The 17,165-nt window shown below is 59.1% G+C and carries 12 protein-coding genes and 1 rRNA gene; 5 read left to right on the forward strand and 8 right to left on the reverse strand.

From position 1 onward, the window contains the following. From BM254_RS12370 to BM254_RS12395, 5 genes are all read right to left on the reverse strand, one after another. Nucleotides 1-103 (reverse strand): 16S ribosomal RNA (locus BM254_RS12370); the annotation flags it as partial. A 573-nt stretch (nucleotides 104-676) separates the two neighbouring features. Beyond that, nucleotides 677-1,873, reverse strand: coding sequence for a formate-dependent phosphoribosylglycinamide formyltransferase (gene purT, locus BM254_RS12380; protein ID WP_092003993.1), 1,197 nt, complete (start codon nucleotides 1,871-1,873; stop codon nucleotides 677-679). A 1-nt stretch (nucleotide 1,874) separates the two neighbouring features. Beyond that, nucleotides 1,875-2,057 carry a DUF1289 domain-containing protein gene (locus BM254_RS12385; protein ID WP_092003996.1) on the reverse strand — a complete coding sequence of 61 codons (183 nt, stop codon included), beginning with the start codon at nucleotides 2,055-2,057 and terminating at the stop codon, nucleotides 1,875-1,877. Further along, a complete protein-coding gene (locus BM254_RS12390; protein ID WP_092003999.1) occupies nucleotides 2,054-2,587 on the reverse strand; it encodes a gamma carbonic anhydrase family protein in 534 nt (177 codons plus the stop codon). The genes BM254_RS12385 and BM254_RS12390 overlap by 4 nt, the downstream gene beginning before the upstream one ends. Nucleotide 2,588: 1 nt before the next feature. Continuing rightward, on the reverse strand, nucleotides 2,589-3,176 hold the full coding sequence (locus BM254_RS12395; protein ID WP_092004003.1) for an NUDIX hydrolase: 588 nt from the start codon (nucleotides 3,174-3,176) through the stop codon (nucleotides 2,589-2,591). 97 nt (nucleotides 3,177-3,273) lie between these two features. Between BM254_RS12395 and BM254_RS12400 the strand changes: the two genes are divergently transcribed. Continuing rightward, complete coding sequence (locus tag BM254_RS12400) at nucleotides 3,274-3,828, forward strand: NUDIX hydrolase (RefSeq protein ID WP_092004006.1); 555 nt, start codon at nucleotides 3,274-3,276, stop codon at nucleotides 3,826-3,828. On the opposite strand, the gene BM254_RS12405 is transcribed toward BM254_RS12400, so the two are convergent. Together BM254_RS12405 and purL are read right to left on the reverse strand one after the other, a co-directional pair. After that, nucleotides 3,829-4,140: a YqfO family protein gene (locus BM254_RS12405; protein ID WP_092004008.1), complete on the reverse strand. Its 312-nt coding sequence runs from the start codon at nucleotides 4,138-4,140 to the stop codon at nucleotides 3,829-3,831. Nucleotides 4,141-4,555: 415 nt separating this feature from the next. Next, the gene (gene purL / locus BM254_RS12410; protein ID WP_092004011.1) at nucleotides 4,556-8,461 is read right to left on the reverse strand and encodes a phosphoribosylformylglycinamidine synthase; all 3,906 of its coding nucleotides are present in this window, start codon (nucleotides 8,459-8,461) and stop codon (nucleotides 4,556-4,558) included. A 330-nt stretch (nucleotides 8,462-8,791) separates the two neighbouring features. On the opposite strand from purL, the gene mltF reads away from it, so the two are divergent. Continuing rightward, nucleotides 8,792-10,261 carry a membrane-bound lytic murein transglycosylase MltF gene (mltF, locus tag BM254_RS12415; protein ID WP_425434494.1) on the forward strand — a complete coding sequence of 490 codons (1,470 nt, stop codon included), beginning with the start codon at nucleotides 8,792-8,794 and terminating at the stop codon, nucleotides 10,259-10,261. A 13-nt stretch (nucleotides 10,262-10,274) separates the two neighbouring features. Here the strand turns inward: mltF and BM254_RS12420 are convergent, their stop codons facing one another. Then, nucleotides 10,275-10,754: a regulatory protein RecX gene (locus BM254_RS12420; protein WP_092004015.1), complete on the reverse strand. Its 480-nt coding sequence runs from the start codon at nucleotides 10,752-10,754 to the stop codon at nucleotides 10,275-10,277. Between the two features lie 188 nt (nucleotides 10,755-10,942). Between BM254_RS12420 and BM254_RS12425 the strand changes: the two genes are divergently transcribed. The 3 genes from BM254_RS12425 to BM254_RS12435 all read left to right on the forward strand — a co-directional run bounded on the left by BM254_RS12425 (nucleotide 10,943) and on the right by BM254_RS12435 (nucleotide 16,948). Next, nucleotides 10,943-13,411, forward strand: a complete 2,469-nt coding sequence (locus BM254_RS12425) for a DUF349 domain-containing protein (RefSeq protein ID WP_092004018.1) — start codon at nucleotides 10,943-10,945, stop codon at nucleotides 13,409-13,411. Nucleotides 13,412-13,559: 148 nt separating this feature from the next. After that, the gene (locus BM254_RS12430) at nucleotides 13,560-14,768 is read left to right on the forward strand and encodes an acetyl-CoA C-acetyltransferase (RefSeq protein ID WP_092004021.1); all 1,209 of its coding nucleotides are present in this window, start codon (nucleotides 13,560-13,562) and stop codon (nucleotides 14,766-14,768) included. A gap of 29 nt (nucleotides 14,769-14,797) precedes the next feature. After that, on the forward strand, nucleotides 14,798-16,948 hold the full coding sequence (locus BM254_RS12435) for a 3-hydroxyacyl-CoA dehydrogenase NAD-binding domain-containing protein (protein ID WP_092004024.1): 2,151 nt from the start codon (nucleotides 14,798-14,800) through the stop codon (nucleotides 16,946-16,948). The last annotated feature ends 217 nt before the right edge of the window (nucleotides 16,949-17,165 follow it).

Here is a 17,165-nt window from a genome sequence, read left to right on the forward strand (position 1 = left end):
CCGCTCGTCAGCAGGGAGCAAGCTCCCCCTGTTACCGCTCGACTTGCATGTGTTAAGCCTGCCGCCAGCGTTCAATCTGAGCCATGATCAAACTCTTCAGTTTAAATCATACAAGAATCCGAAGATTCTCTATTCTTGCTCAAGACAAAACTCAATTTCGACGAGTCACTGTCCTGATATTTCGTGTCCGAAATACCTCGGCCAGCGCCCACACGAATTACTTGGTTAACTTTTTAAAGAGCGTTGAGCGTCTGCTCAATCAAGGCCGCGTATTCTACATCGAATCCCGACCCTGTCAACCGTTAATTTTCAGCGTTTTCAAAACTCTCAAATCCGCCAAAAACCGTTCGGCTTACTGCTTCAAACGAGGCGCGCATTCTACACTGAACCGCTACCTTGTCAACCGCTTTCTGAAGAAATCTGAAAACCATTTTCTTCAAAGCTTTCAAGCAGTTACTCCCTCGGGCCGCCGCTGCGTCAGTGGCTTGTCCCTCAGAAGTGGTGCGCATTCTACAGCCCTCAGGGAAACTGTCAACGACCAATTTCGGTTTATTTTCCCGGACTTCGGCTTCCACCTATTCGACCGGTCAAAACCCGATCAGTTCGTTCAAAAACTATACTGAATACGCACCACACTGCCAATACCCGGAAGCTCACAATTCACCCGGGCAGAAAATCAGATCTCTACCTTTACAGCAGCGGCAGCATTACGAGCTTTCGCCCTTGCCTCTTCTATAGACTCCCCCCGGGCCAACGCCACCCCCATCCGACGCCTTCCTTTAAGCTCGGGCTTACCGAACAGGCGCAACTGGGTATCCGGCTCAGTCAAAGCAGACTGCAGGTCGGTATATGCCACCTCCCCGGATTCACCTTCCGGGAGAATGACTGCCGACGCGCTCGGGCCATTCTGACGGATCGCCGGAATCGGCAGACCAAGAATCGCTCTGGCGTGAAGCGCGAACTCGGAAAGATCCTGGGAGACCAGTGTCACCAGCCCGGTATCATGGGGGCGCGGGGACACTTCGGAAAACCAGACTTCGTCGCCCTTAACAAACAGCTCGACACCATAGATGCCGTAACCGCCCAGATCTTCAACCACGGCAGAGGCAATCTCACGGGAACGTTCCAGGGCCCTTGCCGACATCGGCTGGGGCTGCCACGACTCCCGGTAGTCTCCGTCTTCCTGGCGATGACCAATCGGCTCGCAGAAGGACACTCCATCGCGATGCCGCACGGTTAACAGAGTGATTTCATAGTCAAAGTCCACAAAGCCCTCAACGATGACCCGCCCCTTGCCGGCGCGCCCCCCGCTTTGCGCATACTCCCAGGCAGCCTCGATATCACTCTCGGTCTTGACCGTGCTCTGCCCTTTACCGGAGGAACTCATCACCGGCTTGACCACCAGGGGCAAGCCAACCTCGGCTACAGCAGCCAGGTACTCTTCTTTATTACCGGCAAAACGGTAGGGAGACGTGGGGAGACCAAGCTCTTCCGCGGCCAGCCGACGAATCCCTTCCCGGTTCATGGTCAGGTTCACCGCCCGGGCAGTCGGGATAACCCGGTAACCCTCTTCCTCGAGCTTCACCAGTTCCGGGGTAGCGATTGCCTCGATTTCCGGAACAATCAGATTCGGCTTCTCCTGCTCGATCACGGAACGCAGGGCCGCGGGATCGAGCATATCGACCACATGGGAGCGATGGGCAACCTGCATCGCCGGCGCGTTGGCGTAGCGATCAACCGCAATCACCTCCACGCCGTAGCGCTGCAATTCGATGACCACTTCCTTGCCAAGCTCACCGGAGCCGCAGAACAGCACCTTGAAGGCATTGCTCTTTAAAGGAGTACCGATACGTACGGTGTTGTTATCTGTCATGTCAGAGGGCCACCTTTTGTTCTCTCTTTGCCACCTCGCGCAGGACTTCCCTTCGTTCGTCATTACTCATCTGGGTCCAGCGCAGGATTTCGTCTCCGGTACGATGACATCCGATACAGACATCGTTCTCGTCCAGGGCACACACGCTCACGCAGGGTGAGCGGACTTTATCGGACACATTCATTTATCGGGGTCGCAGGCTGTCAGTTGTTGAATGTAGCGGGCACCATTCTCGACGTAATGGGCAGCGCTCATCTCCAGCATTTTCTTCTGGTTGTCGTTCAGCTCACGTTTGATCTTGCCGGGAGAGCCGACCACCATGGATCCGTCCGGAATCTCCATACCCTCCGGGATCAGGGTATTGGCACCGATCAGGCAGTGCTTGCCGATTTTTGCGCCATTCAGCACAACGGCATTGATTCCGATCAGAGAATAGTCGCCGATCTCACATCCGTGAAGCATGACCTTATGGCCAACGGTCACCCCTCGCCCAAGAGTCAGGGGAATCCCGGGGTCGGTATGCAGCACAGAGCCATCCTGAACATTGGTTTCCGGGCCAATGGTGATCAGTTCGTTGTCACCGCGGATAACCACGTTGTACCAGACACTGCTTTTTTCCATCAGTTTCACGTTGCCAATCACGGTGGCATTGTGGGCAACAAACTGGTTATCGCCTTCCAGCTTTGGCCTGCGATCTCCAAGCTCGTAAAACATGTCAGCCTCCTTTGGGGGGTTCCAGCAAATCAATCCGGGCATCGTACACCGCGTTCAGGAAGTCAACCAGAACCACAGCGGAAAGGCCCCAAATCTGGAAACGCTCCCAGCGATAGCAGGGAACATAGAAAGTATTGTTGAGAAAACTCAGGGCATCGGTGCGTTCCCGGCGGTCTTCCAGGAAAAACGACAGGGGAACCCGGAATACACATTCTATTTCCGCCGGGTTGGGTTCGAGAGAGTGATCAGCGGGCACCACCCCAACGTAGGGAGTCACCAGAATGCCGTAGCGGGACATGACCTGGCTCAGCGGGGCGATCACCTCCACCTGGTCCGGCGGCAGGCCGATCTCCTCGTGGGTTTCCCGCAGCGCGGTCGCCGCAAGGGAAGGATCTCCGGGATCCCGCTTGCCTCCCGGATAGGCCACCTGCCCCCGATGGGTGCTCAGGTTGGCGGAACGGAGCGTAAATACCATTTCCGGATTGCGGGGATCATCGGTAACCGGCACCAGGATCCCGGCTTCGGGATAATCAAGGGCGAGCTGCTGTGGAGCATAGCCAGCCAGTCGCTCAGTGAGAAAATCTCGCAAATCTGGTCTCCCGGGAACTTCTTTCTGTTAGGTGAGACAGCAGCAGTCGGTATCGTTAAACTGACTACCAAAACCAATTCAGTATACGGGGAAAATCATGAAGTACTGCAGCACATGCGGCCATCCGGTGGAACAACGCATCCCCGAAGGCGATAACCGGCACCGCTATGTCTGTGTCAGCTGCGAAACCATACATTACCAGAACCCGCGGATTATCGCCGGCACGGTTCCGGTGTGGGAAGGCAAAATTCTGCTGTGCAAACGCGCCATCGAACCCAGGTACGGCTACTGGACCCTTCCTGCCGGGTTCATGGAGAATGCCGAGACCACCATTGAGGCCGCAGCTCGGGAAACCCGTGAAGAGGCGCTGGCCGAAGTGGATATCCATGGCCTGTTCTCAATCATTGATGTGCCACACATCAACCAGGTGCACATGTTTTACCGGGCCACCCTTATCGAGGGCCGGTTTGGCGCCGGGGAAGAATCCCTGGAGTCGAAATTGTTTGCGGTAGAAGAAATCCCCTGGGATGAAATCTCGTTTCCGACCGTCCGCAAGACCCTCGAGCTGTTCCTCGAAGACATGAAGACTGAAAACTACCAGGTGCACCTCAAGGACATCCGGCGCCCCATGTCGGCCAAAGGCAAGGCTTGATCAGAAATCCTCGATCCGGAAGATTTCATAGGCAGGCTCCTCATAGGGATGGGTCTGCTTAAGCGCTTTCAGAGCGTCATGAATCAGACTGTCCTCACAAACCAGTTCCACTTTGAACTCATCCACTACCTCCACTTCGCCCTGGGACCCAAGATAGGGGTCACTGCCCTCCAGCGGACGGAACTGACCCTGCCCCTTACACTGCCATGCACAGCTGTCGTAATCGCCGATTCTTCCGGCCCCGGCAGTGAATAATGCCTGCTTGGTTTGCTCAAGGTGAGATTCCGGAACGAAATAACACATCTTGTACATGAAACCTCCTGCGAAATCGGATATTTTTTGTACAGATTAATAGCTTAGAAACTTACCCACAGAATCTGTGGATAACTCTGGGGAAAGTTTTTGGGAACATGCCCCGAACCCCCATGATTACTGGACTCCACTCAAATTGGCGACAAAATGGCCCAACTATTAAATCCCTTATATTTCAATAGGTTATAATATACGGCCAATTATTGAACCAATTTCCCGGGTTTTGTGCACAGATCACACAACGTGGCGCTGAGAGTGTGCATAAAATTATTGAGTCAAGGGGATTTTTGCAGAATTCGGGACATTTTTTCCTTGAAAACCGCCCTGAAAAGGAGCATAGGCCAAAACAAAAAAGCCGGTGCCGGAAAGTACTCCCAGGGAGTATCTCCGACACCGGCTTCCGGTTCAGTATCGCTTAAGCGAACCAGCGCCTTGCATTACGGAACATCCGCAGCCATGGACCATCTTCCTGCCAGCCCTCCGGGCGCCAGGAATGCTGAACGGCACGGAACACCCGCTCCGGATGCGGCATCATGATGGTAACCCGCCCATCCCGGGTGGTAACACCCGTGATACCTTCCTCGGAACCGTTCGGATTGTACGGGTAACGAGTGGTTACCTGGCCCCGGTTATCAACATAGCGCAGGGCCACCAGTTCGTTCTCGGACAGCGCCCCGGCAGACGTACCGGAAGCAAATTCGACCCGGCCTTCGCCATGGGCGACCGCGATGGGCATCCGGGAACCGGCCATACCGTCCAGGAACGCCGACGGCGAGGAGGCAACCTCTACCATCACCAGCCGGGCCTCGAACTGTTCGGACTGGTTACGCACGAAGCGCGGCCAGCCCTCACTGCCCGGAATCAGCTCGTGGAGATTGGACAGCATCTGACAGCCGTTACAGACGCCCAGCGCAAGCGTATCCTGACGGTTGAAGAAGTGGGCAAATTGATCCCGAACCCGATCGCTGAACAGGATGGACTTTGCCCAGCCTTCGCCGGCTCCCAGAACATCGCCGTAGGAGAAGCCACCGCAGGCTACCAGGCTGTTGAAACCGTCCAGCGTAACGCGCCCGGCCAACAGGTCACTCATGTGCACATCAACCGCTTCGAAACCGGCGCGGTCGAATGCCGCCGCCATCTCCACCTGGCCGTTCACGCCCTGCTCACGCATGACCGCCACTTTCGGGCGGGCGCCGGTGTTGATGTAAGGGGCAGCAACGTCCTCGTTGATGTCAAAGCTCAGATCAACGTGCAGACCCGGATCTTCTGCATCCAGCAGGTTATCGAACTCTTCCTGGGCACAGTCGGCGTTATCCCTGAGGGACTGGATCCGGTAGCTGGTCTCTGCCCACAGACGCTGAAGTTCAGTGCGAGGTTCGTCCACCACCTTCTCGCCCTCGAAGCTCAGGCGCAGGCGATCGTCCTCGTTCAGGGTACCGATCACACTGGTGTGATCGCCCAGGCCGGCACCGGAGAACTGCTGGAGTACAAACCCGGTGTCCTCGCGGCGAACCTGGATGACCGCCCCGAGTTCCTCGTTGAACAATTCACGGGCGAACTGGGAGGCATCCTCAGCCAGGCCATCGAGCTTGATATCGACACCGGTACGACCGGCAAAACACATTTCCGCCAGGGTGACAAACAGGCCACCATCAGAGCGGTCGTGGTAGGCAAGCAGTTTGCCATCCGCGTTCAGGCCCTGAATGACTGCGAAGAACGCCTTGATGTCTTCCGGGTCATCCAGATCCGGTGCCACCGCACCCACATGGCGAAAGACCTGTGCCAGGGCTGAGCCGCCCAGGCGATTCTGGCCGGCCGCCAGATCCACCAGGATCAGGTCGGTTTCGCCGGCATCGGTAGCCAGTTCGGGCGTCAGGGTACGGGCGACGTCGGTCACCGGCGCAAAACCGCTGATGATCAGGGAAAGGGGCGCAGTCACACTCTTCTGCTCACCGCTCTCCTCTTCCCAGGTGGTTTTCATGGACATGGAGTCCTTGCCAACCGGGATGGTGATACCCAGCGCCGGGCAGAGTTCCATGCCTACCGCACGTACGGTTTCATACAGGTTTTCGTCCTCACCCGGGTGGCCGGCTGCGGCCATCCAGTTCGCGGACAGGCGAATATCGGACAGGTTGGCAATCGGCGCCGCGGCCAGGTTGGTGATCACCTCGCCCACTGCCATACGGCCGGATGCCGGTGCATCGATGACCGCAACCGGAGTGCGCTCACCCATGGCCATGGCTTCACCGGTGCGCACGTCGAAGGAGCTCGCAGTGACTGCCACGTCGCTCACCGGCACCTGCCAGGGACCGACCATCTGGTCGCGGGCCACCAGACCGGTAATGGTCCGGTCACCGATAGTGATCAGGAAACTCTTGGAACCTACAGACGGCAACCGCAGTACCCGGCGGATCGCATCGTTCACATCGATCTTGGTGGAATCGAAAATCGGTTTGGTGAACGACGAACGGCTGATGCTCCGGTGCATGCGGGGCGGCTTGCCGAAAAGGACTTCCATCGGCAGGTCCACCGGCTTGTCGTCGAAATACGAATCGCCAAGCTCAAGGTGATGCTCTTCGGTGGCTTCGCCAATGACGGCGTAAGGGCAACGCTCGCGCCGGCACAGGGCGTCAAACAGATCCAGGTTTTCCGGCGCAACCGCCATCACGTAACGTTCCTGGGACTCGTTGCACCAGATCTCCAGCGGCGACATGCCCGGCTCATCACTGGGGATGTCACGAAGTTCGAATTTGCCGCCACGGCCACCGTCCTTGACCAACTCAGGCATGGCATTGGAGAGCCCGCCGGCGCCGACATCGTGGATGAAGCAGATCGGGTTCTTCTCGCCCATCTGCCAGCAGCGATCAATCACCTCCTGGCAGCGGCGCTCCATTTCCGGGTTGTCCCGCTGTACCGAAGCAAAATCCAGGTTCTCGTTACTGGAGCCGGAATCCATGGACGAGGCAGCACCACCGCCCAGACCGATCAGCATTGACGGGCCACCGAGCACGATCAGCTTGGCGCCAACCGGAATGTTGCCCTTCTCCACATGCTGTTCGCGAATGTTGCCGAGACCGCCAGCGATCATGATCGGCTTGTGGTAGCCGCGCACTTCCTCGCCGGCCGGGCCCGGCACCTTCTCTTCGAAGGTACGGAAATAGCCCGCAAGATTCGGGCGGCCGAATTCGTTGTTGAACGAAGCGCCGCCAATCGGGCCCTCGATCATGATATCCAGCGCGGAAGCGATCCGGTCAGGCTTGCCGTAGCCGATCTCCCACGGTTGGGAATCGCCGGGCAGGTTCAGGTTGGACACGGTGAATCCGGTCAGCCCCGCCTTCGGCTTGGAACCGCGACCAGTGGCGCCCTCATCCCGGATCTCGCCACCGGAACCGGTGGCAGAACCCGCCGCCGGCGCGATGGCCGTCGGGTGGTTGTGGGTCTCCACCTTCATCAGGATGTGGATGTCTTCTTCGTTGTAACCGTAAACACCGGTCTCGGGATCCGGGAAGAAACGACCGCCACGGCTGCCACGGATGACGGAGGCGTTGTCCTTGTAGGCAGACAGAACGCCCTCGCTGTTCATCTCATAGGTATTCCGGATCATCGCAAACAGCGACTTTTCCTGACCTTCGCCATCGATATCCCAGGACGCATTGAAGATCTTGTGGCGGCAATGCTCGGAGTTCGCCTGGGCGAACATCATCAGCTCGACATCGGTCGGATCACGCTGGAGATCGGTAAAGGATTTCACCAGGTAATCGATCTCGTCGTCCGCCAGCGCCAGGCCCAGATCGCGGTTGGCTTTGACCAGGGCGTCGCGGCCACCAGCCAGCACCGGCACGCGGCCCAGGGTACGGGGCTCTTCGTGGCTGAACAGCAGTTCGGCACCACCCATCTCGTGGAAAACCTTCTGGGTCATCCGGTCATGCAGCAACGCTGCGATCTTTTCACGCTGATCCAGGCCAAGCTTCTTGGTGGCCCGGATGTAATAGGCGACGCCCCGTTCGATGCGATGAATCTGACGCAGTCCGCAGTTGCGGGCGATGTCGGTGGCCTTGCTCGACCAGGGAGACAGGGTGCCTGGTCTCGGCACCACCAGGAACAGAACACCATCCGGCTCCTCTACCGGAACGCTGGGGCCGTAGACCAGGAGGCGGTCGAGGATGGCCTGCTCGGAATCGGAGAGCTCAAACTCCAGGTCCACAAAGTGCATGAACTCTGCATAGACATGTCTGACTTCAGGAACAATCTCCTGAATTCGGGAATGCAGTTTGCGGGAGCGGAAAGGCGAAAGCGCGGGTGCGCCGCGAAGTTCAAGCATGATATCAACCTGTATCGCGCGAAAAGAGGAAGTCCGGTGCTATTTGAAAGGCCGCAATGATACTTGAAAGCGCATCGAGGTTACAGCGCCGCTGCGGTTATTCCGGACTGTAAAATTGACATTATTTTGCACATTAATTGAGCAATTTTATTGACCATCAGGGGTGAGGCGGGGATCATAGTTAGCGTGGCAACGGACGCTACGCACAGCATGACAAAGGAATACGCTCGGGTTTTATGAGCGTATCTGGCTGATACAGCTGCAACGGAGACTAGGGATTTGTCCAGATTTTTCAATCACCTCGGCGCCGTCCCGGCGCATTTTGTGTTTCTGTTAGGAGCCACCCTGGCTCTAACGGGTTGCTCGCGCCCGAGTACCGTCCAGGAAATCCAGAACGAAGGTGTTCTCCACGTCATTACCCGGGTAGCGCCCTCCATGTACTTCGAAGGCCGCGAAGGGGCAACCGGCTATGACTACGAGCTTGCGAAACGGTTCGCTGACGAGATCGGTGTCGAACTGAAAGTCCGCGTTGCCGACGACAACACGGAAATCCTGTCGGTACTGGAGCGTAACTTTGCCCACATCGGCATGGCCGGTGTGTCTCTGCAGCCGGACTTCGCGGACAATTACGAGGCCATTCCCACCGGGATCAAGGCCCAGTCCGTGGTGGTTTATCACCGGGACATGGAGCATCCGGAATCCCTGGAAGCCCTCGCCGGGCAAACCCTCCACCTGGTCGCCGACAGCGATCACGAGCACCTGTTGAAAGCCTCGGCCGCAGCCGGGGACATTTCCTGGGAGGTTCATCCGGGACTCGATGCGCCCGGCGTTCTGGCGCGGGTTGAGAGTGGCGAATTTCCGTATGCTGTGGTGTCCTCCAACGAGCTCGAACTTAACCACGTTTTCTACCCCCACGTGAACGAGGCCTTCGGTCTCGGCGAACCGCGGGAATTGGTGTGGCTGTTTCCGAAGAAGCAGGACGGGACCCTGGCTCAGGCTGCCGGTGAATTCCTTCAGCGCCTGCAGGACAACGGTGTGCTGGCGCAGCTGTCCGAGCGCTTTTACGGGCACCTGGACCGGCTGAATTACGTGGGTGCCCGGACTTTCATGCACCACTTGGAAAACCGCCTCCCGAAATACGAGAAGCTGTTCCGGGACTATGCCCGGGAATTCAACATGGACTGGCGCCTGCTCGCGGCCATCGGTTACCAGGAATCCCACTGGCGGCCGAATGCAGTCTCGCCTACCGGTGTCCGCGGCCTGATGATGCTGACCCGTAATACGGCAAGCTACGTCGGCATCAACAACCGGCTGGACGCGGAGGAAAGTATCCAGGGCGGAGCCAAGTACTTCCAGATGGTCCACGACAAGATACCGGAAAGAATCCCCGAACCTGACCGGACCTGGTTTGCACTGGCCTCGTACAACGTCGGTTTTGGCCACCTGGAGGATGCCCGACGGCTGACCGAGAGCGCCGGCAAGGACCCGGACCGCTGGATGGACGTCAAGGAATTCCTGCCGCTGCTGGCCCAGAAGGAGTATTACACCAAGACCCGATACGGCTTTGCCCGCGGCCAGGAACCGGTGATCTACGTGCAGAATATCCGCCGCTACTACGACGTGCTGGCACGGGTGATAACGCCGGCGCCTCCTGCGAAACCGGAAGAACCGCAGATCGTGGGAATCGAGCCTGAGGCAGGTCCCGCGGATTCCCGCAGCACGACGCCGGAAGAGCCGGCAACCTCCGCACTCAGAGCCAGCCTGCCCAAAGAGCTGGGACTGATCCCACCGACTCTCTGAGACTTGCGGGGAGTCAGCCCTCCGGGAGTTCCCGGGCCTCCAGGGCCCGTTCAACCTGGGAAGCCGAGAACCCGCGGCGATTCAGGAATCTGGCCTGTCTCACCTTGGTATCCCAGTCGTCCTCCAGGTCTGACAAGCCGAACCGCCGCTCCCGCAGCCTGATGGCAACCGCACACCAGTCCTCATCGGTCATGGCATCGAGGCACTCCGGAGTATGGTGAACGCCCCTTTGCTGCAGCTCGCCAAGAATCCTGAGCGGGCCGTAACCGAGATCCATTCTCTGGCGGGCATAGACATCGGCAAACCGGTGGTCATCAAGCCACCCCTGTTCCTCGTATTCGTCCAGCACCTCCTCGATCAGACCATTCTCGAAGCGGCGCTGCCTGAGTTTCAGGGACAACTCCAGACGGCTGTGTTCACGGCGAGCCAGCAATCTCAGTGCGGCCGCCCGTGCTTTGTATTCCTGATCGTCCTGATTTTCCTGTTTTGCCATTCAGACCCTTTCCGCGAGCGCACCCAAAACGCTAGACTAGCCACCGATTTTCAAAGCATAGCCCGGAGCCCGTGAAAACCTGAACAGGCTTCGCGTTATGCGTGTACCCGGCTCGACAGGGCCGATGGCCGGTGACGGCACACTTTGCCGGACACCGAGGACTGGTTTCAATCCCAAAGGACACCTTCATGGCCGCATTCATCCAGAAACTGTTCAAATCCCGCAAGTCATCAGAGACGACCGGAAAACCCCGCAAGGAAGTGCCCGAACAGTCCCAGGTTCCCCAGGAAGATTTGCGCGCCGACCAGAGGGAGAGCCAGCTCGGATTACTGAAAGGTTCGCCATCACAGGAGCAGCTGGCAAAACTCGCCCTGGAGGGTGTGACCGCGGATATCCGCCTGTCGGCCGCCAAGGGTCTGACCGACGCCGAGCAACTGCAAAAGGTGCAGAAGCAGGCCAAAGGACGGGACAAGGGTGTCTACCAGACCGTCAAGCAGGCGCTGCAAGCTCACCGCCAGGACGTGGAACGCCAGGAAAACGTTGCCCGCACCATCACGACCCTGATCAATAACGCACAGGAGCAGGCCCGCAGCGAGGACACCAAGCTCTACCAGGCACGGCTGGAAGCGCTGACCAACCAGTGGAAAGAACTGGAAAGCCAGGCAACGGCGGAGCAGGTTCAGCAATTCCTCGAGGCTACCCATCGTTGCCGCGAGCGCCTGCAAGAGATGGAAGCAGCTCGCGAGGAAGAAAAGCGTCACGGGGAGCAACTGCGTCAGCGCGAGGAAACCCTGGAACTGCTCACAAGTACGCTTGAAGACCTCAAATCCCAGACCGGTGATTCCCTGCCCTCGCTCTCCTCCCTGGACGCACTCCAGAGAACTCAGGAGAACCGTTGGCTGGAAGCCACCCGGGATACCGACGTGTCCCGGCAGGAACAAAAGACTTACGAGTCGGCGATGCTGGCCCTGAGGAACTACCTGTCGGCCCTGCGCCGGCTGACCCAGGCGCGTGAACACATCGGCGAACTCTCCGCAGCACTGGATTCAGATGAGGCATTCACCACAGAACAGCAGCAACAAGCCAAGACCCTGATCCGCGAGATCGACTGGCCCGAGGGATTCCCGAAGCCAGCACTGCTTGAGCCGGTACGCAAACTGGCCGGCAAGCGTGCGGAAAAGCCTGCCGAGAAAGAGGACCAGGGCGACCAGAAGGCTCGTGTCGATAACCTGAAAATCACCCTCGACAAGCTGGAGTCTGCTCTGGAAGCCAAGCAGTTCAGGGAATCCCGGCAACTCCTGAAGACCGCACAGAATCAGTTCCGGGACCTGGACCGGCGCCACTCCAAGCCTTTCCAGGCCAGGATGCAGTTGCTCACCGGCCAGTTCCGGGAACTCAGCGACTGGCAGGGTTTTGCCACCGAGCCCAAACAGATTGCCCTGTGCGAGCAGATGGAGTACCTCGCCGAGCAACCCATGGAGCCGGAGGCGAAGGCCGAACGCATCAAGGAACTGCAGAGCGAATGGCGGGAACTGGGCGGTTCCTCCGACCGGGCCCTCTGGACCCGATTCAAGAGTGCCTCTGATCGCGCCTTCGAACCCTGCAAAGCCTATTTCGAGGCGAAATCCGGGCTCAAGCAGGCGAACCTGGAGAAGCGCCAGGCCATTTGTGCCGAGCTGGAAACCTTCCTCGAGAACGCCGACTGGACGACGATCGACTGGAAAGGCGCCGAGCGCATTCACCAGACCGCCCGGCAGGAGTGGAAAGCCGCCTGGCCGGTAGAATTCCGCGACAACCGTCCGGTGCAGAAACGGTTCGATGATCTGCTGAAGCGTCTGGAATCACCGCTCGACGAGGAGCGCCGGAAGAATGAAGGCCTGAAACAGGCCATCGTTGAAAGAGCCGAGGCGCTGATCGAGCATGAACCGCTGCAGGAGGCGATGAACGAGGCCAAGGCGCTGCAGTCCGAATGGAAGGCCATCGGTATCACCCGCCACCGCGAGGACCGTAAACTCTGGCAAGCCTTCCGCAAAGCCTGTGACCAGATCTTTGCCCGCAGGGACGCCCAACGCGATGCCCGCCAGCAGGCCAGCGAAACCGCAGACCGGGAAGCCACCGAGCTTCTCACTCAGCTGGCAGCTGTCACCCCGGAAAGCTCCGCCGAGGCCCTTCGGGATGCGCTGATGAAGCTCCGGGACGTGAAGGGCAATGCCCTCTCCCAGGATGTGAAGGAGCGGGTCCAGGCAGCCAAAGGTGAGTTCCAACGGGCTCTGGACAGCAAGCTTCTGCAGCAGAAGGTCAGTCAATGGCAGGAGCTGGCCAGCGCCCGTGGTAACGGCGGTGTGGCTTCGTCCGATCTTCCGGACCATTGGCAAGCGCTGGCGTCAACCCAGGCCGGTCTCTCAGACCGGGAACTGGTGATTCGTGCCGAAATTCTTTCAGGCATGGAGTCTCCGGCCGAAGACCAGCAACGCCGGATGGAAATCCAGGTCCAGCGCCTGTCAGAGGGCATGGGCAACACCGAACAGGCCGGTGACCGCCTCTCAGAGCTGGAGAAACTGGTTGCCCAGTGGTGTCTGCAACCGTCTGACGAAACCCCGGAGACCGCTCTCTCGGAACGGCTGAACAGCGCCCTTTCCGGTATTACCGACCAATAAACGAACCCCGCGGTGCTGCTGACCCAGGACGCCCTGAGCAATTTCGCCAATGGGATTGGCAGCCCGCGTCATTACCCACCCTGCCCTGCAGGGGCTATGGTTAGTCGACTGATAACGATAATCCGACAAAACCATCAGAGGAAAGGTAATGACCACCGAGGCGTATATCTTTGACGCAGTCCGCACCCCCCGGGGCCGCGGCAAGAAAGACGGTTCGCTGCACAGCGTCAAACCCATCACCCTGCTGACCTCAATGCTCCGGTCCCTGCAGGAGCGCAACAGCCTCGACACCACCCAGGTGGATGACATTGTCATGGGTTGCGTCACCGCCATCGGCGACCAGGGCGCCGACATCGCCAAGACCGCCGCACTGGCGGCGGACTGGGACGAAAAAGTAGCAGGCGTTACCCTCAACCGCTTCTGTGCCTCGGGCCTGGAAGCCGTGAACCTGGCCGCCATGAAAGTGCGCTCCGGCTGGGAGGACCTGGTGGTCGCCGGTGGTGTGGAAGCCATGTCCCGCGTGCCCATGGGTTCCGACGGCGGCGCCTGGGCCACTGACCCGGAAACCAACCTGCATACCGGCTTCATGCCCCAGGGCATCGGTGCCGACCTGATCGCCACCATTGAAGGCTTCAGCCGGGAAGATGTCGACGGATTTGCCGTCCGGTCCCAGCAAAAAGCGGCCAACGCCTGGGAAAAGGGTTATTTCAGCAAATCCATCATTCCCGTCACCGACCAGAACGGCGTAGTCATCCTGGACCGGGATGAGCATGTGCGCGGCAACACCACTCTGGAATCCCTGGCCGGCCTCAGGCCTTCCTTCCAGATGATGGGCGAAATGGGCTTTGACGGTGTTGCCCGTGAAAAATACCACTACGTGGAGAAGATCAACCACGTCCACCACGCCGGCAACTCCTCTGGCATCGTGGACGGTGCAACCGCCATGCTCATCGGCAGCGAAGCCAAGGGCAAGGCTCTGGGGCTGACGCCGCGGGCCCGCATCGTCGCCACCGCGGTCACCAGCACCGACCCGACCATCATGCTGACCGGCCCTGCCCCGGCGGCCCGCAAGGCACTGGAAAAAGCCGGCATGACCGCAGACCAGATTGACCTGTTTGAAGTGAACGAAGCCTTCGCCTCCGTGGTGATGCGCTTCCAGAGAGAACTCTCGGTTCCGGACGAGAAAGTGAACGTGAACGGGGGCGCCATCGCCATGGGCCACCCTTTGGGTGCAACCGGCGCCATCATCCTCGGCACCCTGCTGGATGAGCTGGAACGCCGCGAACTGCGCTATGGCCTCGCCACCCTCTGTGTCGGTGGCGGCATGGGCATTGCCACCATCATCGAGCGCGTTTGAACCCACGTTCCATTACAGGAGAACCGAACATGAGTGCCATCAAGTACGACCTGGGTTCAGACCAGATCCTGACCCTCACCATCGACATGCCGAACCAGTCCGCCAACACCATGAATGGGGAGTTCCGTAGCGGCCTGTCCGAAACCGTCAACCGGGTTAAGGAAGACCTTGAGAACATCCGCGGCATTATCATCACCTCGGCCAAGAAAACCTTCTTCGCCGGCGGCGATCTCAAGGAACTGCACAGTGTCACCCGGGACCAGGCCCAGGAATTCGAAGACATGGTCAATGGCCTGAAGGCCGACCTGCGCTTCCTGGAAACCACCGGCAAACCCGTAGTGGCGGCGATCAACGGTACGGCGCTCGGCGGCGGCCTGGAAATCGCCCTGGCCTGCCATCACCGCATTGCCCTGGATGACGAAAGCATCCAGCTGGGCCTGCCGGAAGTCAACCTTGGCCTGCTGCCCGGTGGCGGTGGCACCCAGCGACTGCCGCGGATGATCGGTCTGGAAGCGGCCTTCCCCTTCCTCATGGAAGGCAAGAAGGTTAACCCGAAAGCCGCCCTCAACGCCGGCATCGTGGATGAGCTGGTCAGCGCCCCGGAGGAATTGCTGAGCACTGCCCGGGCCTTCATCGAGGCCCATCCGGAAAAGCAGCAACCCTGGGACCAGAAAGGCTTCAAGTTCCCCGGCGGTGCGCCGCACCACCCTGCCATGGCCCAGAAACTCTCCATTGCCCCGGCCATGCTCAAGCAGAAAACCAGGGGCTGTTACCCGGCGCCTGAACGCATCCTGTCGGCCGCCGTGGAAGGCGCACAGGTGGATTTCGACAACGGCAGCCTGATCGAGACCCGTTACTTCACCGAGCTGGTGGTGGGACAGGTCGCCAAGAACATGACTGGCACCTTCTGGTTCCAGCTCAACGCCATCAAGGCAGGCGGCAGCCGCCCGGACGGCGTTGACCGGGCAACCTTCAGCAAGGTGGGCGTGCTGGGCGCGGGCATGATGGGCGCAGGCATTGCCTATGCCACCGCTGTTCGTGGCGTCAACGTTGTGCTCAAGGATGTGTCCGTGGAAAACGCGGAGAAAGGCAAGCGCTATTCAGAGCAACTGCTGGACAAGAAAGTCAGTCGTGGCCGAATGACCGATGAGCAGAAGACTGCCATCCTGGACCGGATCAAGCCAACGGCTTCTGCCGATGATCTTGAGGGTTGCGACCTGATTATCGAGGCGGTCTTCGAGGACAGCGACCTGAAAGGCAAGGTAACCCGGGAAGCGGAGCCGAAGATGGTAGCCAACGGTATCTTCGCTTCCAACACCTCCACCATTCCCATCACCCAGCTTGCCGAAGCGTCCGGCAAGCCCGATAACTTCATCGGCCTGCATTTCTTCTCGCCGGTGGACAAGATGCAGTTGGTGGAGATCATCGTGGGTGAGAAAACCTCCGATGATACTCTGGCCCGCGCCTTCGACTACGTCCAGCAGATCGGCAAGATCCCGATCGTGGTGAACGACAGCCGCGGTTTCTTCACTTCCCGGGTATTCGGTACTTTCGTCAACGAAGGCATTGCCATGCTTGGCGAAGGCATCCATCCGTCCAGCATTGAAAATGCGGGCGTGCTCGCGGGCATGCCGGTGGGTCCGCTGGCCATTTCCGACGAAGTCAGCATGACCCTCATGCAGCACATCCGGGATCAGAGCCGCCGGGATACCGAGGCCACCGGCGGCACCTGGAACGCCCATCCCGCCGAGGCGATCATCGATGCGATGGTCAACGAGCACGCCCGGAAGGGTAAGGCGGCCGGCGCTGGCTTCTATGAATACCCGGACAAGGGCAAAAAGTACCTCTGGCCGGAGCTTGAGAACCTGTTCGTGGACCAGGACAAAGCCCGCGCCACCTCCCTGCAGGACCTCAAGGACCGAATCCTGTTCATCCAGGCCATCGAGACGGTCCGCTGCCTGGAAGAAGGTGTGCTCAGAACCGTGGAGGATGCCAACATCGGCAGCATCTTCGGTATCGGCTATGCCCCCTGGACCGGCGGCGCCATCCAGTTCATCAACCAGTACGGCGTGCGTGCCTTCACCGAGCGTGCCAAAGAGCTGGAATCGCAATTCGGAGAGCGTTTTGCGCCTCCGCGCCTGCTCCTGGAGAAGGCCGAAACCAACACAAAGTTCGCCTGATCCCGCTCCGCCGGCGGGCATTCTGCCCGCCGGCCACTTTATCTTTAACTTTGTCTCTCCCGTTACCAACCTGACCATTTCATGGACAGATTGTCACGAACCGATACTCCCTGCCTATGGCAACGGGGATAGCGCTTGCCTACAATAAATTTATCGCTCACGGGTTCGGCGCCGCCAACATTTGGCCGTCGATTGCCCAGCACCGTCAGGTAAGAAT

The sequence above is a fragment of the Marinobacter pelagius genome (genome assembly GCF_900114925.1).
GTDB classification, from domain to species: Bacteria; Pseudomonadota; Gammaproteobacteria; order Pseudomonadales; family Oleiphilaceae; genus Marinobacter; species Marinobacter pelagius.

Coding starts and splice junctions, on each gene's coding strand:
- BM254_RS12425 (WP_092004018.1), top strand. CDS start 10,943: ATGGCCGCATTCATCCAGAAACTGTTCAAATCCCGCAAGTCATCAGAG.
- purT (WP_092003993.1), bottom strand. CDS start 1,873: ATGACAGATAACAACACCGTACGTATCGGTACTCCTTTAAAGAGCAAT.
- purL (WP_092004011.1), bottom strand. CDS start 8,461: ATGCTTGAACTTCGCGGCGCACCCGCGCTTTCGCCTTTCCGCTCCCGC.
- BM254_RS12420 (WP_092004015.1), bottom strand. CDS start 10,754: ATGGCAAAACAGGAAAATCAGGACGATCAGGAATACAAAGCACGGGCG.
- BM254_RS12435 (WP_092004024.1), top strand. CDS start 14,798: ATGAGTGCCATCAAGTACGACCTGGGTTCAGACCAGATCCTGACCCTC.
- BM254_RS12405 (WP_092004008.1), bottom strand. CDS start 4,140: ATGTACAAGATGTGTTATTTCGTTCCGGAATCTCACCTTGAGCAAACC.
- BM254_RS12400 (WP_092004006.1), top strand. CDS start 3,274: ATGAAGTACTGCAGCACATGCGGCCATCCGGTGGAACAACGCATCCCC.
- BM254_RS12390 (WP_092003999.1), bottom strand. CDS start 2,587: ATGTTTTACGAGCTTGGAGATCGCAGGCCAAAGCTGGAAGGCGATAAC.
- BM254_RS12385 (WP_092003996.1), bottom strand. CDS start 2,057: ATGAATGTGTCCGATAAAGTCCGCTCACCCTGCGTGAGCGTGTGTGCC.
- BM254_RS12430 (WP_092004021.1), top strand. CDS start 13,560: ATGACCACCGAGGCGTATATCTTTGACGCAGTCCGCACCCCCCGGGGC.